Source organism: Streptomyces sp. GbtcB6 (assembly GCF_019091475.1).
Taxonomy (GTDB): domain Bacteria; phylum Actinomycetota; class Actinomycetes; order Streptomycetales; family Streptomycetaceae; genus Streptomyces; species Streptomyces hyaluromycini.
Genome location: NZ_JAGXJL010000004.1, coordinates 203,288 through 227,871, shown reverse-complemented (window position 1 = coordinate 227,871; position 24,584 = coordinate 203,288). Strand labels below are relative to the sequence as shown.

The 24,584-nt window shown below is 68.3% G+C and carries 21 protein-coding genes; 11 read left to right on the top strand and 10 right to left on the bottom strand.

The window, feature by feature from the left end:
* The first annotated feature begins 253 nt into the window (after positions 1-253).
* The 3 genes from KVT45_RS08915 to KVT45_RS08905 all read left to right on the top strand — a co-directional run bounded on the left by KVT45_RS08915 (position 254) and on the right by KVT45_RS08905 (position 3,497).
* Complete coding sequence (locus KVT45_RS08915) at positions 254-937, top strand: PadR family transcriptional regulator (protein WP_217545964.1); 684 nt, start codon at positions 254-256, stop codon at positions 935-937.
* Between the two features lie 43 nt (positions 938-980).
* On the top strand, positions 981-2,063 hold the full coding sequence (locus KVT45_RS08910; RefSeq protein ID WP_217545963.1) for an inositol-3-phosphate synthase: 1,083 nt from the start codon (positions 981-983) through the stop codon (positions 2,061-2,063).
* A gap of 141 nt (positions 2,064-2,204) precedes the next feature.
* Positions 2,205-3,497 (top strand): MFS transporter, encoded by a 1,293-nt coding sequence (locus tag KVT45_RS08905; RefSeq protein ID WP_217545962.1) that lies wholly within the window; start codon positions 2,205-2,207, stop codon positions 3,495-3,497.
* Between the two features lie 100 nt (positions 3,498-3,597).
* On the opposite strand, the gene KVT45_RS08900 is transcribed toward KVT45_RS08905, so the two are convergent.
* Positions 3,598-5,064, bottom strand: coding sequence for a CCA tRNA nucleotidyltransferase (locus KVT45_RS08900; RefSeq protein WP_217545961.1), 1,467 nt, complete (start codon positions 5,062-5,064; stop codon positions 3,598-3,600).
* A 288-nt stretch (positions 5,065-5,352) separates the two neighbouring features.
* Between KVT45_RS08900 and KVT45_RS08895 the strand changes: the two genes are divergently transcribed.
* The 7 genes from KVT45_RS08895 to trxA all read left to right on the top strand — a co-directional run bounded on the left by KVT45_RS08895 (position 5,353) and on the right by trxA (position 15,135).
* Positions 5,353-7,788 (top strand): DUF6049 family protein, encoded by a 2,436-nt coding sequence (locus tag KVT45_RS08895; RefSeq protein WP_217545960.1) that lies wholly within the window; start codon positions 5,353-5,355, stop codon positions 7,786-7,788.
* Between the two features lie 45 nt (positions 7,789-7,833).
* Positions 7,834-10,140, top strand: a complete 2,307-nt coding sequence (gene murJ, locus KVT45_RS08890; RefSeq protein WP_217545959.1) for a murein biosynthesis integral membrane protein MurJ — start codon at positions 7,834-7,836, stop codon at positions 10,138-10,140.
* 119 nt (positions 10,141-10,259) lie between these two features.
* Positions 10,260-11,951, top strand: a complete 1,692-nt coding sequence (locus tag KVT45_RS08885) for a protein kinase family protein (RefSeq protein ID WP_217545958.1) — start codon at positions 10,260-10,262, stop codon at positions 11,949-11,951.
* Between the two features lie 26 nt (positions 11,952-11,977).
* Positions 11,978-12,703: an RNA polymerase sigma factor SigM gene (sigM, locus tag KVT45_RS08880; RefSeq protein ID WP_217545957.1), complete on the top strand. Its 726-nt coding sequence runs from the start codon at positions 11,978-11,980 to the stop codon at positions 12,701-12,703.
* Positions 12,700-13,593 carry an anti-sigma factor gene (locus tag KVT45_RS08875; RefSeq protein WP_217545956.1) on the top strand — a complete coding sequence of 298 codons (894 nt, stop codon included), beginning with the start codon at positions 12,700-12,702 and terminating at the stop codon, positions 13,591-13,593. The genes sigM and KVT45_RS08875 overlap by 4 nt, the downstream gene beginning before the upstream one ends.
* Before the next feature lie 194 nt (positions 13,594-13,787).
* A complete protein-coding gene (trxB, locus tag KVT45_RS08870; protein WP_217545955.1) occupies positions 13,788-14,756 on the top strand; it encodes a thioredoxin-disulfide reductase in 969 nt (322 codons plus the stop codon).
* A 46-nt stretch (positions 14,757-14,802) separates the two neighbouring features.
* Positions 14,803-15,135, top strand: coding sequence for a thioredoxin (trxA, locus tag KVT45_RS08865; RefSeq protein ID WP_123975726.1), 333 nt, complete (start codon positions 14,803-14,805; stop codon positions 15,133-15,135).
* A 61-nt stretch (positions 15,136-15,196) separates the two neighbouring features.
* Here the strand turns inward: trxA and KVT45_RS08860 are convergent, their stop codons facing one another.
* The 9 genes from KVT45_RS08860 to rpmH all read right to left on the bottom strand — a co-directional run bounded on the left by KVT45_RS08860 (position 15,197) and on the right by rpmH (position 22,221).
* Entirely contained in the window at positions 15,197-15,814 is a 618-nt protein-coding gene (locus tag KVT45_RS08860) for a GNAT family N-acetyltransferase (RefSeq protein WP_217545954.1), read from the bottom strand.
* A 343-nt stretch (positions 15,815-16,157) separates the two neighbouring features.
* Positions 16,158-17,282 carry a ParB/RepB/Spo0J family partition protein gene (locus KVT45_RS08855; RefSeq protein WP_217545953.1) on the bottom strand — a complete coding sequence of 375 codons (1,125 nt, stop codon included), beginning with the start codon at positions 17,280-17,282 and terminating at the stop codon, positions 16,158-16,160.
* A complete protein-coding gene (locus KVT45_RS08850; RefSeq protein ID WP_217546188.1) occupies positions 17,279-18,352 on the bottom strand; it encodes a ParA family protein in 1,074 nt (357 codons plus the stop codon). The genes KVT45_RS08855 and KVT45_RS08850 overlap by 4 nt, the downstream gene beginning before the upstream one ends.
* A 298-nt stretch (positions 18,353-18,650) precedes the next feature.
* Positions 18,651-19,367 (bottom strand): 16S rRNA (guanine(527)-N(7))-methyltransferase RsmG, encoded by a 717-nt coding sequence (rsmG, locus tag KVT45_RS08845; RefSeq protein ID WP_217545952.1) that lies wholly within the window; start codon positions 19,365-19,367, stop codon positions 18,651-18,653.
* A 119-nt stretch (positions 19,368-19,486) separates the two neighbouring features.
* Positions 19,487-19,999, bottom strand: a complete 513-nt coding sequence (locus tag KVT45_RS08840; RefSeq protein WP_089100458.1) for a R3H domain-containing nucleic acid-binding protein — start codon at positions 19,997-19,999, stop codon at positions 19,487-19,489.
* Between the two features lie 15 nt (positions 20,000-20,014).
* Positions 20,015-21,325, bottom strand: a complete 1,311-nt coding sequence (gene yidC, locus KVT45_RS08835; RefSeq protein WP_217545951.1) for a membrane protein insertase YidC — start codon at positions 21,323-21,325, stop codon at positions 20,015-20,017.
* Positions 21,326-21,328: 3 nt separating this feature from the next.
* Positions 21,329-21,694, bottom strand: a complete 366-nt coding sequence (yidD, locus tag KVT45_RS08830) for a membrane protein insertion efficiency factor YidD (protein ID WP_093500828.1) — start codon at positions 21,692-21,694, stop codon at positions 21,329-21,331.
* Positions 21,691-22,062, bottom strand: coding sequence for a ribonuclease P protein component (rnpA, locus tag KVT45_RS08825; RefSeq protein ID WP_089100455.1), 372 nt, complete (start codon positions 22,060-22,062; stop codon positions 21,691-21,693). The genes yidD and rnpA overlap by 4 nt, the downstream gene beginning before the upstream one ends.
* 21 nt (positions 22,063-22,083) lie before the next feature.
* On the bottom strand, positions 22,084-22,221 hold the full coding sequence (gene rpmH, locus KVT45_RS08820) for a 50S ribosomal protein L34 (RefSeq protein ID WP_015659252.1): 138 nt from the start codon (positions 22,219-22,221) through the stop codon (positions 22,084-22,086).
* Between the two features lie 374 nt (positions 22,222-22,595).
* Between rpmH and dnaA the strand changes: the two genes are divergently transcribed.
* Positions 22,596-24,497, top strand: coding sequence for a chromosomal replication initiator protein DnaA (gene dnaA, locus KVT45_RS08815; protein WP_217545950.1), 1,902 nt, complete (start codon positions 22,596-22,598; stop codon positions 24,495-24,497).
* Positions 24,498-24,584 lie beyond the last annotated feature (87 nt).

Below are 24,584 nucleotides of genomic sequence, written 5' to 3'. Positions count from 1 at the left end.
CCGGGGACGTGGACGCCCCCCAGGCGTCACTTGGTTCCCGGTGGTGTGCATGCCGCACAGACTACGCACCACCAAAACCCGCCGAGCCCCGAAGTTCACCCCAAATCAGGCAACTTGCCTCCAACGAATCGGTGATGTGATCCCGTTCACCGTCGCTCCTCTTGTCGCACGGGGAATGCCGATCTATCGTCGGGATGTATCGAGCCGATACATCAGAACGAGATAAGCGAACCGCGGACGAGAGGAGGCGACCATGAGCCGGCGCTCCGGCATCCTTGAGTTCGCCATCCTCGGCCTGCTCCGCGAGTCCCCGATGCACGGCTATGAGCTGCGGAAACGGCTCAACACATCTCTGGGCGTCTTCCGTGCCTTCAGCTACGGGACGCTCTACCCCTGCCTCAAGACGCTGGTCGCCACCGGCTGGTTGATCGAGGAGCCGGGCAACACCGCCGAGGACGCCCTCGCCGCACCGCTCGCCGGCCGCCGTGCCAAGATCGTCTACCGGTTGACTGCCGAAGGTAAGGAGCACTTCGAGGAGCTCCTGTCCCAGACCGGTCCCGACGCGTACGAGGACGAGCACTTCGCGGCGCGGTTCGCCTTCTTCGGGCAGACCTCGCGCGATGTGCGGATGCGCGTGCTGGAGGGCCGCCGCAGCCGGCTGGAGGAGCGCCTGGAGAAGATGCGCGCCTCGCTGGCGCGCACCCGGGAGCGCCTCGACGACTACACGCTTGAGCTCCAGCGCCACGGGATGGAGTCCGTGGAGCGCGAAGTGCGCTGGCTGAACGAGCTCATCGAGAGCGAGCGGGCCGGGCGGGACCTGAAGGGTTCCGCTTCCGGGGGGTCCGCTCAGCAGAACACCACCAATGGAGCGCCGGGCGTCCTGCCCCGGTCCGGGGAACCTCTCCGACCGGATACGCCCGACGACACCGCCACGTGAGACCCGTTCAGGGCCTCACTCGTACACACAGGGAGCAACCGGAATGGGTTCGGTTCGCGTAGCCATCGTAGGCGTGGGCAACTGCGCCGCGTCGCTGGTGCAGGGAGTCGAGTACTACAAGGACGCCGACCCGGCGTCCAAGGTCCCCGGCCTGATGCACGTCCAGTTCGGCGACTACCACGTCAAGGACGTCGAGTTCGTCGCTGCGTTCGACGTGGACGCCAAGAAGGTCGGCCTCGACCTGGCGGACGCCATCGGCGCCTCCGAGAACAACACCATCAAGATCTGCGACGTGCCCAACAGTGGTGTCACCGTCCAGCGCGGCCACACCCTCGACGGTCTCGGTAAGTACTACCGCCTGACCATCGAGGAGTCCGAGGCCGAGCCGGTCGACGTCGTCCAGATCCTCAAGGACAAGCAGGTCGACGTCCTCGTCTGCTACCTGCCCGTCGGTTCCGAGGACGCGGCGAAGTTCTACGCCCAGTGCGCCATCGACGCCAAGGTCGCCTTCGTCAACGCCCTCCCGGTCTTCATCGCCGGCACCAAGGAGTGGGCGGACAAGTTCACCGAGGCCGGTGTCCCGATCGTCGGTGACGACATCAAGTCGCAGGTCGGCGCCACCATCACGCACCGCGTCATGGCGAAGCTGTTCGAGGACCGGGGCGTCGTCCTGGACCGCACGATGCAGCTGAACGTCGGCGGCAACATGGACTTCAAGAACATGCTCGAGCGTGACCGCCTTGAGTCCAAGAAGATCTCCAAGACGCAGGCCGTCACCTCCCAGATCCCCGACCGGGACCTCGGCGAGAAGAACGTCCACATCGGCCCGTCCGACTACGTGGCCTGGCTGGACGACCGCAAGTGGGCCTACGTCCGCCTCGAGGGCCGTGCCTTCGGTGACGTCCCGCTGAACCTGGAGTACAAGCTCGAGGTCTGGGACTCCCCGAACTCCGCGGGTGTCATCATCGACGCCCTGCGCGCCGCGAAGATCGCCAAGGACCGCGGCATCGGCGGCCCGATCCTCTCCGCGTCCAGCTACTTCATGAAGTCCCCGCCGGTCCAGTACTTCGACGACGAGGCCCGCGAGAACGTGGAGAAGTTCATCCGCGGCGACGTCGAGCGCTGACCCGGCACACCGCCGGGCGCTGAAGCTCCAAAGATCAGGTTCGCCAAAAAAATCGCTCCTGCCAGGGCTCAGAGGGTCTCCGGTTCATCCGATCCGGGGACCCTTCTCCTGTGCGCGGCCCCATATGTGAGGCTGTGCCCCATGCCCGTCGTCCGCGACCTGCGTGTCCTGCTGCGCCTGCGGAACTTCCGCCGTCTACTCGTCATACGCCTGCTCTCCCAGGGGGCCGACGGCGTCTACCAGGTCGCCCTCGCCGCCTACGTCGTCTTCTCCCCGGAGAAGCAGACCTCGCCGGCCGCGATCGCCTCGGCCATGGCCGTCCTGCTCCTCCCGTACTCCCTCGTGGGCCCCTTCGCCGGCGTCCTGCTGGACCGCTGGCGCCGACGCCAGATCTTCCTCTACGGCAATCTGCTGCGTGCGCTGCTGGCTGCGGCCACCGCGGTCCTCATGGTCAGCCACGTTCCCGACTGGCTCTTCTACGTCTCCGCCCTGTGCGTCACGGCCGTCAACCGCTTCGTCCTTTCGGGTCTGTCCGCCGCGTTGCCACGAGTGGTCGACACCGATCGGCTGGTGCTCGCCAACTCTCTGTCCCCGACCGCGGGCACTCTTGCCGCGACCGCCGGCGGCGGCCTCGCCTTTGCTGTACGGCTGGTGGCCTCGGATTCCGATGCCGCGGTGGTGCTGCTGGGCGCCGCCCTGTACCTGTGCTCGGCCCTTGCCTCCCTCACCATGGCCCCCGACCTTCTCGGCCCGGACCGGCACCCAACACAGCCGAGCCTGGGAATGGCCGTGATCACCACCGCACGCGACCTTCTGGAAGCGATACGGCATCTCGCCGCGCCGCGACGCCGTGAGGCGGTGTGGGCGCTGGTCAGCATGACGGCGATGCGCTTCTGCTACGGCGCGCTGCTCGTCCTGGTGCTGATGCTGTGCCGGTACGCCCTCTCGTCGGACCCGGACAACGGACTCGGGCTACTGGGGCTGGCTCTGGGGATCTCCGGCGCGGGCTTCTTCGCCGCCGCCATGGTGACGCCGTGGACCGCGGGGCGACTCGGCCCCGGCCGCTGGATCGTCGTGTGCGCCGCGTCCGCCGCCGTACTGGAGCCCGCCCTGGGCCTCCCGTTCACGACCGTCCCCATGCTCGTCGCCGCCTTCGTCCTGGGGCTGATCACCCAGGGCGCGAAGATCGCCACGGACACCATCGTGCAGTCGTCCGTCGACGACGGTTTCCGCGGCCGGATCTTCTCCGTGTACGACGTGCTCTTCAACGTCGCCTTCGTCGGGGCCGCGGCGGTAGCCGCGCTGATGCTCCCGCCGGACGGCCGCTCAGCGACCCTCGTCATCACGGTCGCCTTCGTCTACGCAGCGGTTGCCGTGGCCATGGACCGCTTCCAGCGCAACCGGCGGCCACAGCAGAATCACGCAAGACCGTAGTGAGGTCATGGCGAGGGGCGATGTTTCACGTGAAACATCGCCCCTCGCTGTGTTCCGGCCGGGTCATGTTTCACGTGAAACATGACCCCGCTGCACATTCTCAGCCCTGCTCGGCCCACCACTCCTTGAGAGCGGCCAGCGCTGCGTCGTGCTCCATCGGCCCGTTCTCCAGCCGCAGCTCCAGCATGTGCTTGTAGGCCTTGCCGACCTCCGGGCCGGGGCGGATACCCAGAATCTCCATGATCTGGTTGCCGTCGAGGTCCGGGCGGATCGCGTCGAGCTCCTCCTTCCCCTGGAGCTCGGCGATGCGCTGCTCCAGGCCGTCGTAGGCACGGGAGAGCGCGGCGGCCTTTCGCTTGTTGCGGGTGGTGCAGTCGGACCGGGTGAGCTTGTGCAGTCGGTCCAGCAGCGGGCCCGCGTCGCGGACGTAGCGGCGGACCGCAGAGTCCGTCCACTCCCCGGTGCCGTAGCCGTGGAAGCGCAGGTGGAGTTCGACCAGCTGCGAGACGTCCTTCACCAGTTCGTTGGAGTACTTCAACGCCGTCATGCGCTTCTTGGTCATCTTCGCTCCGACCACCTCGTGGTGGTGGAACGAGACCCGGCCGTCCTTCTCGAAGCGGCGGGTGCGCGGCTTGCCGATGTCATGCAGCAGCGCGGCAAGACGGAGGGTGAGGTCGGGACCCGTCTCCTCCAGCGCCATGGCCTGTTCCAGGACGATCAGTGTGTGGTCGTAGACGTCCTTGTGCCGGTGGTGCTCGTCGCTCTCCAGCCGAAGGGCGGGCAGTTCGGGCAGGACATGGTCGGCGAGGCCCGTGTCGACGAGCAGGGTCAGCCCCTTGCGCGGGTGCGCGGAGAGGATCAGCTTGTTCAGCTCGTCCCGGACCCGCTCGGCCGAGACGATCTCCAGACGGCCGGCCATGTCCTTCATCGCCGCGACGACCTCGGGTGCCACCTCGAAGTCGAGCTGTGCGGCGAAGCGGGCGGCGCGCATCATCCGCAGCGGGTCGTCCGAGAAGGATTCCTCGGGCGTCCCCGGGGTGCGCAGCACGCGCTTTGCCAGGTCTTCTCGACCGCCGTACGGGTCGATGAACTCCTTCTCCGGCAGTGCCACCGCCATCGCGTTGACCGTGAAGTCACGGCGGACGAGGTCCTCCTCGATGGAGTCGCCGTACGACACCTCGGGCTTGCGCGAGGTGCGGTCGTAGGCCTCGGACCGGTAGGTGGTCACCTCGATCTGAAAGGGCCTGACAGCGTCTCCGACGCGTGCATCCTTCTGCGCGCCGACGGTACCGAAGGCGATCCCGACCTCCCAGACGGCGTCCGCCCAGGGCCGGACGATCTTCAGTACGTCCTCGGGGCGTGCGTCGGTCGTGAAGTCCAGGTCGTTGCCGAGCCGGCCCAGCAGCGCGTCCCGGACCGAGCCGCCGACCAGGGCAAGCGAGAACCCGGCCTCCTGGAATCGGCGGGCGAGGTCGTCGGCGACGGGCGCCACCCGCAGCAGTTCGCTCACCGCGCGCTGCTGCGCCTGGCTCAGGGCAGAGGGATTGTCTTCATTGGCGTTCGGCACAACAGAACAGACTACGTGTCCCAGACGGTCCGAAGCGCCTCCATATTCCGGCAGCGCCCCATGTAATACCTCCCTGCGGAGAGGGTGGGACATCTCACTCCATACCCCAATAAGCACAGCGCTCGTCGCTTAACAGAGTATCCCGACGATACTGGATATAGGGGACGGTCCGATCGCATCTCCCGATCTTGTGAAGCACACCGCGGCACTTCCGTTCAGCGCACCTCGTTACCATGCGTGGACGCACATTCCGACGACCACTGACGATGACGAGGGACGGACGAGCGCGTGGCCGAGGCGGCAGACTTCCAGGGGACGCCCTCACCTGCCCGCCGCTGGCTGCGGCGCACCGGGGCACTGCTCGCGGGTGCGCCCCTGCTGGCCGGACTGATGCAGCTGCCCGCAGCAGCGCCGGCGCAGGCGGCCGGCTCGGACACCGTGTCCGTCGCCCTGGACTCGCTGAGCCCCAGCGCCCCCAGCGACGGGGACACGCTCACGGTCTCGGGCACGGTGACCAACAACGGCAAGCAGGCCGTCACAGACGCGCACGTGGACCTGCGGGTGGGCTCCCTGCTCGGCACGCGCTCCGAAATCGACACGGCCGCCCGGCACTCCGACGATCTCCAGTCGAGCCTCGGCACCGAGGTCGGCGGCAAGTACACCGAGGACTTCGACTCGCTCGGCCCGGGGGTCGCCGAGCAGTTCAGCATCTCCGTGCCGGTCGACAAGCTCGACCTCGGCCAGGACGGCGTGTACCAGTTCGGCGTCTCGCTGTCCGGCAAGACGGCCGCGCAGCAGTGGGACCAGGTCCTCGGTATCCAGCGCACGTTCCTGCCGTGGCAGTCCTCCGAGGCCGACACGAAGACGAAGACGACGTATCTGTGGCCGCTGATCTCCACCGTCCATGTGACGGCGAAGACGGGTGCGGGCGAGCTCCAGACGCCCGTCTTCCAGAACGACGACCTCGCCAAGGAGATCTCGCCGGGCGGCCGGCTGGCCCAGATGCTGGCGCTCGGCAAGGATCTTGACGTCACCTGGGTGATCGACCCGGATCTGCTGGCCTCCGTCGACGCCATGACCCGCAGCTACCGGATCCAGGGTGCCGACGGCACCACCACGGCCGGCACCCATCAGGCGGTGGCCAAGCAGTTCCTGGCCGACCTGCAGGACGCGGTGACGGACAGGGAAGTGGTGGCCCTCCCCTTCGCCGACCCGGACCTGGCCTCCCTCGCCCACAACGGCACCAGCGTGACCGGCTCGCTGAGCCATCTCAAGGACGCCACCGACGTCGCCACCACCACCGTGAAGACCGTGCTCCATGTCACGCCGAACACCGACTTCGCGTGGCCCGTGGACGGCGCCGTCGACCCCTCGATCATCAAGGTCGCCACCTCGGCGGGTGCCGACAAGGTGATCGCCCGCAGCGACAGCCTCCAGGAGACCGGCGGGCTGCCCTACACGCCCTCGGCAGCGCGTCCGATCGGCGGCGGCACGACGGCGGTGGTCGCCGACGCACGGCTGTCCACGGCTTTCGAGGGCGATCTGACGCAGGCCGACTCGTCCACTCTCGCCGTGCAGCAGTTCCTCGCCCAGAGCCTGGCGCTGAACACCCAGACCGACAAGCAGCGCAGTATCGTCGTCGCCCCGCAGCGGATGCCGTCGGCGAGCCAGGCGCAGGCGATGGCGGCGGCGATCACCGCGCTGCAGGACAGCAACTGGTCGCAGGTCCAGGATCTCGCGGCGGCCGCCAAGGCCAAGCCCGACCCCGGCGCGACCACGAAGATCCCTTCGTCGTCCGCGTACCCGTCCTCGCTGCGCAAGCAGGAGCTGCCCCGGACGGCCTTCGAGCAGATCGCCCGCACCCAGGACAAGCTCGACAACTTCCAGGTGATCCTCACCGACGAGTCCCGGGTGGTGACCCCCTTCGGGCGGGCCATAAACCGCGAGATGTCCACGTCGTGGCGGGGCAGCGGCAGTGAGGCGGACAGCTTCCGCACGAGCGTGGAGTCCTGGCTCGACGACCTCATCAGCCAGGTCAAGCTGATCGACAAGTCCGAGACCAAGCTCTCCGGCCGCAGCGCCACCATCCCGGTCACCGTCCAGAACAATCTGGTCCAGGGCGTCAACCACCTCGTCCTGCGGCTCACCTCGACCATGCCGACCCGACTGGAGATCGGCGGCAATCCCTACTACGAGCAGCCTGTCGAGGTGTCCGGCGGCCACAGCCAGTCAGTGAAGTTCTCCACCTCGGCCAACGCCAACGGCCGGGTGGAGGTCACCGCCCAGCTCTACACCGAGGACGGCCAGAAGTACGGCACACCCGTCAAGTTCGACGTGAAGGTCACCGAGGTCACGCCGACGGTGATGCTGGTCATCGGCGGCGGTGTGCTGCTGCTGGTCCTCGCCGGCTTCCGGATGTACACCCAGCGCAAGCGGGCGGCCGCCCGGCGGGCCGAGGAGGACGACGGCCCCGACGAGGCGGGCGAGGACACCCCGGACGCTCCCGGCAACCCGGAGGCTCCCGGTGCCTCGGAGGCCGAGAGCCCAGGGGACACCGAGGACACCGATGGGCCGGGGAACCCCGCTGCCCATGGGGATCGTCTCCAGGAGGAGTCCGTCGCGCAGTCCCGGGCAGACGACCCGGAGCAGCCGAGTGACCCGACGCCGGACACCGCACCGGAAAGCGCCGACCCGTCCGAGACGGGTGAGAGAGTGGACCGTTGAGCGATGTCGTGGCCGGTGGGCCCGGGACGATGAGGTGGGGTAACCATGAACGCGCCGTACGACGGTGAACGCGGCCAGGGCGCGGCCGGTTCGGGCTACCCCGAGCCGCCGCCGGAGCCCGGCCAGGTCCCGCCGCAGCACGCGGCTGACATGTACCTCCAGGACGCCTACGACCAGGACCCCTACCGGGCGCGTGATCTCTCCGCCCAGGACCCGGTCGCCGAGGCGCTCTACGACCGTGCCGCTCACCCCCCGCCGGCGCCGGGCACCTACCCGCAGCAGCCGCTGTACGGGCAGCCCGCCCAGTCGCCGTACGCCCCCGATCCGCATGTGTGGGCCCAGACCCCGGCGCCGGAGCCGGACGGCGCGAGCCAGTACCTGCCGTACGGCGACAACCCGCGCACGACCCAGTTCGTGGGCGTGGACGACCTGGTCTCGCACTCCGGTGAGGAGCGCCACGAGCCCGACGCCTTCGCACATCTCTTCCGCGATCAGCAGCAGAGCGGCTACCGGGATCCGCAGCAGGGCGGCGGTCAGCTGCCGTCGGAACCCCCGTCGGTACCCGGTCCGGCAGCCTCCCCGGGAGGCCCGCCGCAGATGCCGCAGTACCAGGCACCGGCTCCACCGATGGCTCCGACTCCTCCGGCTCCCTCGGCCGACCAGACACTCAACCTCAATGCCGTGCCCGCCGCGGCCGCGGCGCCCGCCCCCGCGAAGAAGGGCGGTAAGGCCGCCGGCCTGCTCAAGTCGAGCGCCGTGATGGCGGCGGGCACGATGGTCTCCCGCCTCACCGGCTTCGTCCGCTCCGCACTGATCGTCTCCGCGCTCGGCGTGGGCCTGCTCGGCGACACCTTCCAGGTCGCCTACCAGCTACCGACGATGATCTACATCCTGACCGTCGGCGGCGGCCTCAACTCGGTCTTCGTGCCGCAGCTGGTGCGCGCCATGAAGGAGGACGACGACGGCGGCGAGGCGTTCGCCAACCGCCTGCTGACCCTCGTCATGGTGGCACTGGGCCTCCTCACCGCTGCCACCGTCGCAGCCGCGCCCTTCCTCATCCGCCTGCTGTCCGACCCGGTCGCCAGTGACCCGGCGGCCAACCAGGTCGGCATCACCTTCGTCCGCTACTTCCTGCCCTCGATCTTCTTCATGGGCATCCACGTGGTGATGGGTCAGATCCTCAACGCACGGGGCAAGTTCGGCGCGATGATGTGGACCCCGGTCCTCAACAACATCGTCATCATCGTCACCCTCGGCCTGTTCATCTGGGTGTACGGCACCGCCGCGCACTCCGGCATGAAGGTCACCAACATCCCGCCGGAGGGCCAGCGGCTGCTCGGCCTCGGCGTGCTGCTCGGCCTCGTGGTCCAGTCCCTGGCGATGATCCCCTACCTGCGCGAGACCGGCTTCCGGCTGCGGCTGCGCTTCGACTGGAGGGGACACGGACTCGGCAAGGCGGCAACGCTCGCCAAATGGACCATCCTGTTCGTCCTCGCCAACCAGGCGGGCGCGATCGTCGTCTCCCAGCTGTCGACCTCGGCCGGCAAGCACTCCCCGGTCGACGGCACCGGTTTCGCCGCCTACGCCAACGCCCAGCTGATCTGGGGCCTGCCGCAGGCCATCATCACGGTCTCCCTGATGGCCGCGCTGCTGCCGCGGATCTCCCGCTCGGCCGCCGAGAACGACACGGGTGCCGTCCGCGACGACATCTCGCAGGGCCTCAGGACGACCGCCGTCGCGATCGTCCCCATCGCCTTCGGGTTCCTGGCCCTCGGCATCCCGATGTCCACCCTGATCTTCGGTTCCTCGGGCACCAGCGAGGCCACCAACATCGGGTACATGCTGATGGCCTTCGCCCTCGGCCTGATCCCCTACTCGGTGCAGTACGTCGTCCTGCGCGCGTTCTACGCCTACGAGGACACCCGCACCCCCTTCTACAACACGGTCATCGTCGCCGCAGTCAACGCGGGTGCCTCGGTCGCCTGTTACATGGTGCTCCCGGCCCGCTGGGCGGTGGCCGGCATGGCCGCCTCCTACGGCCTCGCCTACGCGATCGGCGTGGGTGTCGCCTGGCGGCGGCTGCGCAAGCGGCTCGGGGGCGACCTGGACGGCTCCCGGGTCACCCGTACCTATGCCAGGCTCTGCATCGCCTCCGTACCGGCGGCGCTGCTCAGTGGTGCGGCCTGCTACGGCATCGGCCACACTCTGGGGCAGGGTGTGATCGGTTCCTTCGCCGCGCTGCTGGCCGGCGGAGCGGTCCTGCTCGGCGTCTTCTACATCGCCGCGCGTCGCATGCGCATCGAGGAGCTCAACTCCCTCGTGGGTATGGTGCGCGGGCGCCTGGGTCGTTGAGGCAGGGGTAAGCGCACAACCATCGTTCGCCGCCGCGTGTCGTGCATAGCGGGGGACTGTGGGCACAATTGGTTTCGGCGTCGAACAGCGTGCAACGGATGGGGAGGCAGGGAACGACGGTGGCGGAACGGAGCACGGCTGCCGTCGACGTGGCAGACAACAGCGGTGACGAGCCGCTGACCGCCAAGGCGGAGCAGTCCACGGCCGACGGGGTGGCCCAGAACCCGGAGCGGGACACGGACAGCGACAAGGCACAGGGAAGCGGCACAGACGCGGGTGCTGAGAAGAAGACCGCACCCCCGGAACTGCACAGCGGACACAAACTGGCCAGACGCTACCGCCTTGAGGAGTGCGTCACCCGTCTGGACGGATTCAGCAGTTGGCGTGCGGTCGACGAGAAACTCCGGCGTGCTGTCGGCGTGCACACCCTGCCCGCCGACCATGCGCGCACCCGGGCGGTGCTGGCCGCAGCCCGCTCCGCCGCGCTGCTCGGCGACCCCCGGTTCGTACAGGTGCTGGACGCCGTCGAGGAGAACGACCTCGTCTACGTCGTACACGAGTGGCTCCCGGACGCCACCGAACTGACCGCGCTGCTCGCGGCCGGACCGCTGGAGCCGCACGACGCCTACCAGATGGTCAGTCAGATCGCCTCCGCCATGGCGGCAGCGCACCGCGAGGGGCTGGCCCATCTCCGCCTCAACCCGAACGCCGTGCTGCGCACCTCCACCGGCCAGTGGCGCATCCGCGGCCTCGCGGTGAACGCGGCGCTGCGCGGCATCAGTTCCGACACCCCGCAGCGCGCCGACACCGAGGCGATCGGCGCCCTGCTGTACGCGGCGCTGACCCAGCGCTGGCCGTACGAGAGCGACGCCTACGGTCTGGCCGGTCTGCCCAAGGACGTCGGCCTGATCGCCCCCGACCAGGTACGTGCCGGTGTCCACCGCGGCCTGTCCGAGCTCACCATGCGGGCTCTGGTCAACGACGGCGCGACCGCCTCCCGTCACGAGTCCGCGTGCACCACGCCGGAGGAGCTGGTGAAGGCGATCGGTGAGATGCCCCGCGTCCGTCCGCCGGAGCCGGCGTTCACGGCACCGCCCGAGTACCAGCGCACCACGTACCAGCAGGGCACCTACGGCCGTCCCACGCCGCCCGGCATGACACAGCCGCTCCAGGCTCCGCCGCCCCCGCTGCAGAGCCGCACGGGCAAAGCGCTGAAGTGGGCCGTCTCGGCCCTCCTCATCGCCGCCCTGGGCCTGGGCAGCTGGCAGCTCGCGGACGCCCTGATGAACCAGGGCGACAAGTCCGGCGACACCAACAACACCCAGCCGACGGACGACGGGGACAAGAAGGCACCGAAGGTGGTCAACCAACCGATCGCCATCAGCAGTGCCCGGGACTTCGACCCGTTCGGCGACGGGTCCGAGAAGCCGGCCGATATCGGCAAGGTCTACGACAAGAGCCTGTCGACCTACTGGCAGACCGACTTCTACAAGGGCGCCACCTTCGGAAACCTGAAGCCCGGCCTCGGCGTCATTCTCGATCTCGGCAAGGTCCAGCAGATCGGGAAGGTGACCGTTACCTTCGTGGGAGACACGTCCGTCGAGTTGCGCGCCGCATCCAACGCCGCCGGCTCCGAGCCGACGTCCTTCGACTCCTACACGAAGGTCGCCAGTGGTTCGGGTACCAGCGTCACCCTCAAGCCGGGCGAGTCCCTCAAGTCCCGCTACTTGCTCGTCTGGCTGACCAAGCTGCCGCTAACGGACGAAGGCACCTACCGCGGGCGGGTGGCAGACATCAAGGTGACCAGCTGAGCGAAAGGCCGAAGGCGGAGGGGCAGATGACGGAGGGCGCCGGATACGGCGGAGTGAGCGACCAGGATCTGCTCACCCGCCATGTGGAGGGCGACCCCGATGCCTTCGGTGAGATCGTGCGGCGGCACCGGGACCGGCTCTGGGCGGTCGCCCTGCGGACCCTGGGGGACCGCGAGGAAGCCGCTGACGCCGTCCAGGACGCCCTGGTCTCCGCCTACAGGGCCGCCCACACCTTCCGGGGCCAGTCGGCCGTCACAACGTGGCTGCACCGGATCACGGTGAACGCCTGCCTCGACCGTGCCCGTAAGGCGGCCTCCCGCAAGACCGCCCCCGTCGATGACACCGAGCGGCTGGAGCAACTGCTGGAGCCGCATGAATCGGCCTCCGCTCCGGCCGAGCGGAACGACCTGCACCGCCAGCTCCTGGAAGCCCTCGGCACCCTGCCCCACGACCAGCGGGCCGCCCTCGTCCTCGTGGACATGCAGGGCTACCCGGTCGCCGAGGCGGCCCGGATCCTCGATGTGCCCACAGGGACGGTGAAGAGCCGCTGCGCTCGCGGCAGAGCCAGACTCCTTCCGCTGCTCACCCATCTACGGCCGGAAAGCACCGGTGACGAGAATGACCCGGACCCGGCACGGAACCGGGCGGAGGGGACATCCGTCCCACCCGCAGCGGGGCCTCAGAAAAGGGGCCCGCAGGACACCGGGCCGAGTGATTCAGCCGCAGTGAAGGGCGGAGGTGGGCGAGCGTGACTTCGACGACAGACACGACCGGGCACCCGGACGTCGCGGAGATCTCCGACCTCACCGAGGGCCTGCTGCCCCCCACCCGGACCGCAGAAGTGCGACGGCATCTGGACGAGTGCGAGCTCTGTGCCGACGTCCACACCTCGCTGGAGGAGATCCGGGGTCTGCTGGGCGCTCTGCCGGGTCCGCCGCGTATGCCGGCCGATGTCGCCGGCCGGATCGACGCCGCACTCGCGGCCGAGGCTCTGCTGAACGCCACGGCATCTGAGGCACATGTTTCACGTGAAACATCGCCCCTCGAAATGTCGTCGCCGGGGGACCGCCCTGCCGGGCGGTCGAATGCCTCTGCCGGTCCCGGCCGCAAGGAGCGCGGACGTGGTCGCGGCCGACGCCACCGGACGGTCGTCCTCGGCGCTGTCTTCACCGCAGCCGTCCTGGGCGCCGGTTCCTTCCTCCTCCAGTCGCTCGGCGGCAATGGGCCGACGACAGCTCAGGGCAAGCCGACGAGCTCCGCGGTGACCTTTTCCCAGAGCACCCTCCAGGGCCAGGTGAAGGACCTCCTCGGTACGAAGACAGGCACACAGCGAGGCTCCCAGAAGCCCTTCAGTGTCGAGTCCCAGGCCACCGGCCAGCCGGACTCGACACAGAGCCCGAAAATCCTGCTCCAGCCCTCGACACGGGTACCCGACTGTGTCCGCCAGGGCATCACCCAGACCGGCGACGCCCTGGGTGCGAAGAAGGGGACGTACGAGGGGAAGGACGCCTACCTCGTCGTACTCCCCGACGCCTCCGATGCTTCCCGGGTGACGGCGTACATCGTCGACGCGTCCTGTGCCGGCAAGGCGCCCGCGTCCACCGGCAAGGTCCTCCTGACGGAGTCCCTGACCCATCCCTGAGTGTTCCCCCGGAACCGCTTCAGAGGGGGAACGCATCGTCTCGCCCCAGCGTGGAAATCCGTACGGTGTGGGATCCCCGTGTGCCCGGACACACCGGGAATGCGCGCCCCTTAGGATCCGTTGGGTGGTGTGAGAGCTTCTGAGAAGAACTCCCACCGGTCGAATGACGTAGACCAGAGACGAGGAATCAAGCCGTGAGCGACGTCCGTAACGTGATCATCATCGGCTCCGGGCCCGCCGGCTACACGGCGGCGCTCTACACCGCGCGCGCGTCGCTGAAGCCCCTGGTGTTCGAGGGGGCCGTCACAGCGGGCGGTGCCCTGATGAACACCACCGAGGTGGAGAACTTCCCGGGCTTCCGCGACGGCATCATGGGCCCCGACCTCATGGACAACATGCGCGCCCAGGCCGAGCGTTTCGGTGCCGAGCTGGTTCCGGACGACGTCGTCTCCGTCGACCTGACCGGTGAGATCAAGACCGTCACCGACACCGCCGGCACGGTCCACAAGGCGAAGGCCGTCATCGTCACCACCGGCTCGCAGCACCGCAAGCTCGGTCTTCCGAACGAGGACGCCCTCTCCGGACGTGGCGTCTCCTGGTGTGCCACCTGTGACGGGTTCTTCTTCAAGGACCAGGACATCGCCGTGATCGGCGGCGGCGACACCGCGATGGAGGAGGCGACCTTCCTCTCCCGGTTCGCCAAGTCCGTGACGATCGTCCACCGGCGGGACACCCTGCGTGCCTCCAAGGCGATGCAGGAGCGCGCGTTCGCCGACCCGAAGATCAAGTTCGCCTGGGACAGCGAGATCGCCGAGGTCCAGGGTGAGCAGAAGCTGGCCGGTCTGAAGCTGCGCAACGTCAAGACCGGCGAGCTCTCCGACCTGCCGGTGACCGGCCTGTTCATCGCGATCGGCCACGACCCGCGCACCGAGCTCTTCAAGGGCCAGCTGGACCTCGACGAGGAGGGCTACCTCAAGGTCGCGTCCCCCTCGACGCTCACCAACCTGACCGGTGTCTTCGCCGCCGGTGATGTGGTCGACCACACCTACCGCCAGGCAATCACCGCAGCCGGCACCGGCTGCTCCGCCGCTCTCGACGCCGAGCGTTTCCTCTCCGCCCTCGCGGACGAGGAGAAGGCCGAGCCCGAGACGACCTCCGTCTGACCTTCCCCCTTCCGCCCCACCGCACGATCAAATAAAGGAGCCCGCCGTGGCCGGCACTCTGAAGCATGTGACCGACGCCGACTTCGAAGAGGTCGTCCTCAAGAGCGACAAGCCCGTCCTGGTGGACTTCTGGGCCGAGTGGTGCGGCCCGTGCCGCCAGATCGCCCCGTCGCTTGAGGCGATCGCCGCCGAGCACGGCGAGAAGATCGAGATCGTCAAGCTGAACATCGACGAGAACCCGACCACGGCGGCCAAGTACGGCGTCATGTCGATCCCGACCCTGAACGTCTACCAGGGTGGCGAGGTCGCCAAGACCATCGTCGGCGCCAAGCCCAAGGCCGCGCTTGTCCGCGACCTCGAGGACTTCATCGCCGAGTGATGTTTCACGTGAAACACGAATGGGCCAACCCCTTGGGGTTGGCCCATTCGCTTTGAGGCACTCACAGCGGCCGAAGCGCTGGTTCCTTCTGTACGGCCCCCAGAAGCCGGTCGAGCGCCATCTCCACGTCTTCCTTCCAGGAGAGCGTCGTCCGTAGCTCCAGCCGCAGCCTGGGGTGCAAGGGGTGCTGCCGGACCGTCTTGAAGCCCACGGCCAACAGATGCTCGGCAGGCAGCAGACAGGCCGACTCCTTGTAGCGGGCGTCGCCGAACGCCTCGATGGCCTTGAAGCCCCGTCGCAGCAGATCTTTGGCGACCGTCTGCACCATCACGCGTCCGAGCCCCTGCCCCTGATAGCCGGGCATGATGAAGCCGGTCATGAGCTGCACGGCGTCCGATGAAACCGGGCTCGTGGGGAACGCCGTGGAGCGCGGGACGTAGGCGGGCGGAGCGTAGAGCACAAAGCCCACCGGCACGTCGTCGACATAGACCACACGGCCGCACGATCCCCAGTCGAGCAGGACGGCGGAGATCCAGGATTCCTTCTCCAGCGCGGATGTACCCGCTCTCACCGCTGCTTCGCCGCTGACGGGATCCAGTTCCCAGAAGACACACGAGCGACAGCGCTGGGGAAGGTCCTGAAGGTTGTCCAGCGTGAGCGGTACGAGCCGACGCCCCATGAAGGCTGTTCCTCGCTTCCTTCGCCCGCAGCATCGCGAGCGGCTGTCAGAGCGCTGCGTTCCCTGAGCAGACTGCCGAAGAATCCGACGGTCGCGCCCAGTCCCAGACCCGCGCTCACCAGTCCGGTGCGGCTCATCGATCGCATGGCCCCCGCCTCTCTCTCAGAGGTGCTGCCAGCTGTCAGGTGGATGCGCCATACCGTTCGCATCGTATCCACACAGCGATTCCATCGATACCGCCTGAAAGCAAAGAGCGGACCGCGTTCCGATACACACCGGACACAGTCCGCTCTCTGAGCGACAAGGCGCCGACCGGACGGGAAACGTCCGGTCGGCGGGATGGTCAGTCCTCGAACTCCTCGGATCCCTCAGAGGCCGAGGGGTCTCCGTCATGGAGGCCCTGGTGCAGGACCGGCCCCTCGCCCGGGGCGAGCGAGCCGAGGATCCGCTCAAGGTCTTCCATCGAGGCGAACTCGACGGTGATCTTGCCCTTCTTCTGCCCCAGGTCGACCTTCACCCGCGTCTCGAAGCGGTCCGAGAGCCGGGTCGCGAGGTCGCTCAGCGCCGGGGAGACGCGGGCGCCGGCCCGCGGTCCCTTGGCGCGCGTCGTCGTCTGGGGTCGCGAGCCCATGAGGGTCACGATCTCCTCGACGGCCCGCACCGACAGCCCCTCGGCGACGATCCGGTGGGCCAGCCGGTCCTGCTCCTCCGAGTCATCGACGGAGAGCAGCGCCCGGGCGTGCCCGGCCGACAGGACTCCGGCGGCCACCCGGCGTTGGACCGCCGGGGAGAGCTTCAGCAGTCGCAGGGTGTTGGAGACCTGCGGGCGGGAGCGCCCGATGCGGTCGGCCAGCTGGTCGTGCGTGCAGTTGAAGTCCTTCAGCAGCTGGTCGTAGGCGGCGGCCTCTTCCAGCGGGTTCAGCTGGGCGCGGTGCAGGTTCTCCAGCAACGCGTCCAGGAGGAGCTTCTCGTCGTCCGTCGCCCGGACGATCGCCGGGATCGCGTCCAGGCCGGCCTCACGGCAGGCCCGCCAGCGCCGCTCGCCCATGATGAGCTCGTAGCGGGAAGGGCCCAACTGCCGTACGACGACGGGCTGGAGGAGGCCGACCTCCTGGATGGAGGTGACCAGCTCCTGAAGAGCGTCCTCGTCGAAGACCTCACGCGGCTGACGCGGGTTCGGCGTGATGTCGTCGAGGGGGATCTCCGCGAAGTGAGCGCCCATCGGAGGTGCAGGCGTCTCCACGCCTCCAACTCCGAACACCGACGGTTCCTCGGTTTCATGTGAAACAGCCGGCAGCGTCGTCACCTTGGCCGCGGCGACCCCACGGTCGGTCGTCAGCACCGGAACCGCGGTGGGGGACGGCGCTACCGTTCCCCCCACGGCCGTCTGGGCCGGGTTCATCTCGGTCGGGGCAGCTGGGATCAGTGCACCGAGCCCACGACCCAGCCCCCTCCGTCGCTCGCTCACTGGATCCCCTCCACCATGTTCGGGTTGGTCTGAGCGCCGATATGGGCCTGCGTCGGGTCGTAACTGACCCCGATGCCCTTCAGCGCGATTTCTCGGGCCGCCTCAAGGTAGGAGAGGGCACCGCTAGATCCAGGATCGTAGGTCAGTACCGTCTGCCCGTAGCTCGGCGCCTCTGAGATGCGGACCGAGCGGGGAATGCTCGTCCGCAGCACCTCGTCGCCGAAGTGGCTGCGCACCTCGTCCGCGACCTGGGAGGCGAGACGCGTCCGGCCGTCGTACATGGTGAGCAGGATGGTCGACACGTGCAGGTCGGGGTTGAGGTGCCCCCGTACCAGGTCGACGTTGCGCAGCAGCTGGCCGAGGCCCTCCAGCGCGTAGTACTCGCACTGGATCGGGATGAGCACCTCAGCACCCGCGACGAGCGCGTTGACCGTCAGCAAGCCGAGCGAGGGCGGGCAGTCGATGAGGATGTAGTCCAGCGGCTGCTCATACGCCTGGATCGCCCTTTGCAGCCGACTCTCCCGTGCCACCAGGGACACCAGCTCGATCTCCGCACCGGCGAGATCAATCGTGGCGGGAGCACAGAAGAGACCCTCGACGTCCACCACCGGCTGGACGACCTCGGCCAGCGGCTTGCTCTCGACCAACACGTCGTAGATGGACGGAACTTCGGCGTGATGGTCGATACCCAGCGCAGTGGACGCATTGCCCTGTGGGTCGAGGTCGATCACCAGGACGCGGCTGCCATGCAGGGCCAGGGACGCGGCAAGGTTGACCGTTGTGGTCGTCTTGCCAACACCGCCCTTCTGGTTGGCGACCACCATGATTCTGGTCTGCTCCGGACGTGGCAGACCTTCGCCGGCACGGCCCAGAGCCTCCACAGCGAGTTGGGCAGCACGACCGATGGGAGTGTCGTCCATAGGAGGCGGTGTTTCACGTGAAACATCCGCCCCCATCGACTCGGTACGGGGACCGGGGACCGGATCGGTCATCGGTCCCGCGATGTTGGCGTCGGACCGCAAGGATTCACTCTCCTCGACTTCAGGCTCGCAATGAACAGAGCCTCCCATGCCTTCGGGGTCGTGAACCAGTGAGGCCTGGTGTTCTGTGGAGAAATCCACCTCTGTGGACAACTCCGTGCCCCGGGGGGAGGACGGAGTGTCACCAGAGACCCCCTCTCTGAGGGAACCAAGAGGCTTTCGGTCGCGCGGTTCGGCCGCGGCGCGGCCCCGGCCGATGATGCCGTGTAGCAGTGAGCGACGTTTCACGTGAAACACGATGCACAGCGAGCGGTACCGAAAAGCCGCGACACTCCGTCATGCGTAGGTTTGGCAGCTTGTGTGGAGTACGTCTGGTCGTCAGGACGGATCAGCGGCGCCTACGCGCCCTCCCCGTGCGGGCTGCCTTCGCGCGCTTGGCTGCGAAGCGCACACCGCCCGGGCTCTCCCCGACCTCCACACGGACGACGGTCGACAGCGGATCCACCACGCCCTCACCCACATGCAGGATGGATGTGGCCACCGCGCCGAGCTTCGTCAGCGCGGTAGACGCGGCTTTCAGCTCCTCCTCCGCCGTGTCCCCCTTGAGGGCGAGCATCTCGCCGTAGGGACGCAGCAGCGGGATGCCCCAGGCGGCCAGCCGGTCCAGCGGGGCCACGGCACGGGCCGTCACCACATGCACCGGAGGCAGCTTGCCCATGACCTCCTCGGCGCGGCCCCGCACCACGGTCACATGGTCCAGACCGAGCAGCTCGACGACCTCGGTCAGGAAGTTGGTGCGCCGCAGCAACGGCTCCAACAGGGTGATGTTGAGGTCCTCACGGACCAGCGCCAGCGGAATGCCCGGCAGCCCGGCCCCGGAACCCACGTCGCACACCGTCACCCCCTCGGGGACGGCCTCCGAGAGCACCGCGCAGTTCAGCAGGTGGCGCTCCCACAGACGGGGCACTTCCCGTGGGCCGATCAGACCACGCTGCACGCCTGCCTCGGCGAGCAGTTCCGCGTAGCGGACCGCATCGGCGAAGCGGTCACCGAACACTTCCCGCGCCTGCTCGGGCGCCGGGGGGAGCTCCGCAGCCTCCGTCACGGGGGGACCGTCCTTCCGTACAGCGCCGGCGCTCCACGCACCGGCCACCAGAACTACCAGGCTGACAAAGTTCGGCCCCGCCTGCTCAACAGACGGGGCCGGTACAACGGGGGGACCGCTCAGGCGGGCAGTACGACGACGAACCGCTGCGGCTCCTCGCCCTCCGACTCGCTGCGCAGACCGGCGGACTTGACCGCGTCGTGCACGACCTTGCGCTCGAACGGGGTCATCGGCTTGAGCTTCACGGGCTCGCCGGTGTTCTTCACTTCGGCGGCGGCCTTGGCGCCCAGCTCGGAGAGCTCGGCGCGCTTCTTGGCTCGGTAACCCGCGATGTCGAGCATCAGCCGACTACGGTCACCGGTCTCCCGGTGCACGGCCAGGCGGGTCAGCTCCTGAAGCGCCTCCAGCACCTCGCCGTCGCGGCCGACCAGCTTCTGCAGGTCGCGGCCGCCCGAGTCGCTGATGATCGACACCGAGGCGCGGTCGGCCTCGACATCCATGTCGATGTCGCCGTCGAGGTCGGCGATGTCCAGCAGGCCCTCAAGGTAGTCCGCCGCGATCTCGCCCTCCTGCTCCAGGCGGGTCAGGGTGTCTGCACCCTCGGCAGCGGCGGAGGTGGTGCCTTCCGTCACGGGATGGGCTCCTTCTTACTTCTTGGACGGGGACTTGGGGCGCTGCGGACCGCCCTTGCGCTGACCGGACTGGGCCCTGCTGCGGCCGTTCGAGCCGCCCTTCGGGGCCTGCTGGGCAGCCGGCTTGGCGTCCTGCGGCTCGTCGGCCTTCTCCAGCGAGGTCGTGGTGTCCGCCGAATCAGCCGAATCCGACGAGTCCGAAGAGTCCGACGTGGAGTCTCCGGGCGCCTTCGCTGCGCCGGACTGCCGCTGGGCCTTGCTCTGGCGCTTGGGCTGCTGCCGCTTGGCGGCACCGGTGGCCGTGACGCCGTCCTCGGTCTGCGCGACGGCCTGGGCCTCGCCCGTCACCACGGTGCCGTCGGCCTGGGCCGTGAGGCCGGCCTTGGTCAGCGCGTTGATGAACGTGCGCTCGAACTCGTTGCGGTCCCGGCCCTTGGCGACGATCGCCTTGACGATGGTCTTCTCGCTGCGCCGACGGGTCTTGCCGTGGTGCGTGACGTGCTTGGTGAGGCGCTCCAGGTAGGCGGCCTGGGCCTTGGAACCCGGGGTCGGGTTGTTGCGGATGACGTACATCTGCTGGCCCATGGTCCACACGTTGGTGGTCAGCCAGTAGACGAGGACACCGACCGGGAAGTTGATACCGAAGACGGCGAACATGACCGGGAAGACGTACATCAGCATCTTCTGCTGCTGCATGAACGGCGTCTTCACCGTGGTGTCGACGTTCTTCGTCATCAGCTGGCGCTGCGTGTAGAACTGCGACGCCGACATCAGGACGATCATGATCGCGGTGACGACCCGGACGTCCGTGAGGGAGGCGCCGAGCGCCTCCACCTTCGAGGAGCCGTCCGTGAACTTCGCGGCGAGCGGGGCCCCGAAGATGTGGGCCTTACGGGCACTGGCGAGCAGCGACTCGTTGATGACGCCGATCGTCGAGCCCGTCGCGATGCCGTTGAGCACGTGGTACAGGGCGAAGAAGAACGGGGACTGCGCCAGGATGGGAAGGCACGAGGAGAGCGGGTTGGTGCCCGACTCCTTGTACAGCTTCATCATCTCTTCGGACTGACGCTGCTTGTCGTTCTTGTAGCGCTCCTGGATCTTCTTCATCTCGGGCTGCAGCGTCTGCATGGCCCGGGTCGCCTTGATCTGCTTCACAAAGAGCGGGATCAGGCAGATGCGGATCAGGATCACCAGGGACACGATGGACAAGCCCCAGGCCCAGCCCGTGTCGGGACCGAAGATCTTCCCGTACACCGAGTGGAACTGGACGATGACCCATGAGACGGGTGTCGTGATGAAGCTGAACAGGCTGGCAATCGTGTCCACTAATCATGCTCCTTGGGCATGGGACGAAGTCTCTGCGGCCGGGCTCGAAGGAAGCTCGGAAGGAGGCTTCTCCTCGGTGGCCGGTTCGGCGGCGGAGGGCCCGCCCCTGCGTGCACGCCAGGCGTCACGCAGCATTTCGTGCCACCGCGGGCGCTTGCGCGGCGGGACATGGTCCACACCACCGAGCGACCACGGATTGCACCGCAGGATGCGCCAGGCCGTGAGTGCCGTGCCCTTGATCGCACCGTGCCGGTCGATGGCCGTGTAGCCGTAGTGGGAGCACGACGGGTAGTACTTGCACACCGGCCCCAGCAGCGGACTGATCGTCCACTGGTAGAGCTTGATCAGAGCCAGCAGCGGGTACTTCATCGCGCGCCCCCTCCCAGCAGCCGCTCGATGGCGGCATCCAGGTCTCGGGCCAGCTGTGCATGGTCGGCGTCGCCCGCTCCGGGCAGCGCTCGTACGACTACCAGGCTACCGGGGGGAAACAGGGCGACTCGCTCACGCATCAGATGACGCAGTCTGCGCTTCACTGTGTTGCGCACAACGGCACCACCCACGGCCTTGCTCACGACGAAACCCGCACGCGTCGGGGGAGCGCTCTCCCCAGGCGCGTGCGGGTCCGTGGCACCGCTACGAAGGTGGACGACGAGGGACGGGCGGCCTGCCCGGCGACCCCGTCGTACCGCGGTCGCGAAGTCCTCGCGCCGCCTCAGCCGATGCTCGGTAGGCAGCACGACGTCATGACCTGATCGGGATCAGGCGGACAGGCTGGCGCGACCCTTGGCACGACGGTTCGCGAGAATCGCGCGGCCGGCACGGGTGCGCATCCGCAGGCGGAAGCCGTGGGTCTTCGCGCGACGACGGTTGTTCGGCTGGAAGGTGCGCTTGCTCACTCGGGGGCTCCAGAAATCAAATCGGTGGTGGCGGGTGCCATCCTGGCTGTCACCGTGCGCCCACGAGTAGCTCGCATCACGCCCGAGTGCACCGCTTCCCGATCACCTTCAGCGATCTGTGCCCATCGGAGGCAGGCGGCAGCAGCCATCGACAACTCGACCTGGTTACGGTACGCGGGGCTACGCCATTCGGTCAAACCAGCAGTGACGGAGAGACACTATCCACAGGCTGGGGACAACAACTTGAACCGCACCCGCCACGCTGACTACCGTGGCTGAACTCCGATTCGTTCCTTTATCCCCGCCCGACCCGATATTCATCCCGACCCGTCCTCGAACCACACGTTCGTGGGACCTGTGAGAGAGCGTGCCCTGTGGCTGACGTACCTGCCGATCTTGCCGCAGTGTGGCCACGAGTACTGGAGCAGCTCCTCGGTGAGGGCCGCGGTCAGGGAGTGGAGACGAAGGACGAACACTGGATCCGGCGCTGCCAGCCGCTCGCGCTGGTCGCGGACACCGCCCTGCTCGCCGTACCGAACGAATTCGCGAAGAACGTACTGGAGGGCCGTCTCGCACCGATCGTCAGCGAGACCCTGAGCCGCGAGTGCGGGCGCCCGATCCGGATCGCGATCACCGTGGACGAGTCCGCCGGCGAGCCCCCGGCCCCGCCGGCGCCCCCCGTGAAGACACAGCGTTACGAGGAGTCCGAGCTCCCGTCGTCGCAGTACGACGGAGGGTACGGCCGTCACCGCGCCGACCAGCTGCCGGACCAGGGCGGCCGCGACCAGCTCCCCATCGCCCGCCCCGCCTACCCCTCCGAGTACCAGCGCCCCGAGCCCGGCGCCTGGCCGCGCCCCGGGCAGGACGAGTACGGCTGGCAGCAGCCGCGGCTCGGCTTCCCCGAGCGCGACCCCTATGCCTCGCCGTCCCAGGACGCGTACCGCTCGGACGGCTACGGCGGCCAGGACTCGTACGGCCAGGAGTACCGCCCGCAGCAGCAGCCGGCGCGGCCGCCGTACGAGCAGCAGCGCGCGGAGTACGAACCGCCGCGCCCCGACTACGAGCGACCCGACTACGACCGGTCCGACTACGACCGGGACTCCGGGCGCCGTGAGATGCCCGAGTCCTCGGGCGGGCCGGGCCAGGGACACCGGGGCGGTCCCGGACGGCCGGACCTGCCGGGCGCCGGCGGGCCCGGGACCCACGGCGGGAAGCCCGCACAGGCCGGCGGCCCCGGCGAGCCGACCGCCCGCCTGAACCCGAAGTACCTCTTCGACACGTTCGTCATCGGCGCGTCCAACCGCTTCGCACACGCGGCCGCGGTCGCCGTCGCCGAGGCGCCCGCCAAGGCGTACAACCCCCTCTTCATCTACGGGGAGTCGGGACTCGGCAAGACGCACCTGCTGCACGCGATCGGGCACTACGCGCGGAGCCTCTACCCGGGCACGCGGGTGCGGTACGTGAGTTCGGAGGAGTTCACCAACGAGTTCATCAACTCCATCCGCGACGGCAAGGGCGACAGCTTCCGCAAGCGCTACCGCGAGATGGACATCCTGCTCGTCGACGACATCCAGTTCCTCGCGGACAAGGAGTCGACGCAGGAGGAGTTCTTCCACACCTTCAACACGCTCCACAACGCGAACAAGCAGATCGTGCTCTCCAGCGACCGGCCGCCCAAGCAGCTGGTCACGCTGGAGGACCGGCTGCGGAACCGGTTCGAGTGGGGTCTGATCACCGACGTCCAGCCGCCGGAACTGGAGACGCGGATCGCGATCCTCCGCAAGAAGGCGGTGCAGGAGCAGCTGAACGCGCCGCCGGAGGTCCTGGAGTTCATCGCCTCCCGCATCTCGCGCAACATCCGTGAGCTGGAGGGCGCGCTGATCCGGGTGACGGCGTTCGCGTCGCTCAACCGCCAGCCGGTCGATCTCGGCCTCACCGAGATCGTGCTGAAGGACCTGATCCCCGGGGGGCAGGACTCCACGCCGGAGATCAGCGCCACGGCGATCATGGCGGCGACCGCGGACTACTTCGGGCTCACCGTCGAGGACCTGTGCGGCAGTTCGCGCGGCCGGCAGCTGGTCACGGCGCGGCAGATCGCGATGTACCTGTGCCGGGAGCTGACGGATCTGTCGCTGCCGAAGATCGGGGCGCAGTTCGGGAACCGGGACCATACGACCGTGATGCACGCCGACCGGAAGATCCGGGCGCTGATGGCTGAGCGGCGGTCGATCTACAACCAGGTGACGGAGCTGACGAACCGCATCAAGAACGGCTAGTTCTACGGCGTTCAGGGCGCCCTTGGGAGAGATCCCGGGGGCGCCTTTTGGCGTCCTGGGGTGGTTGCGGGAGTGAGCCACTGCGGG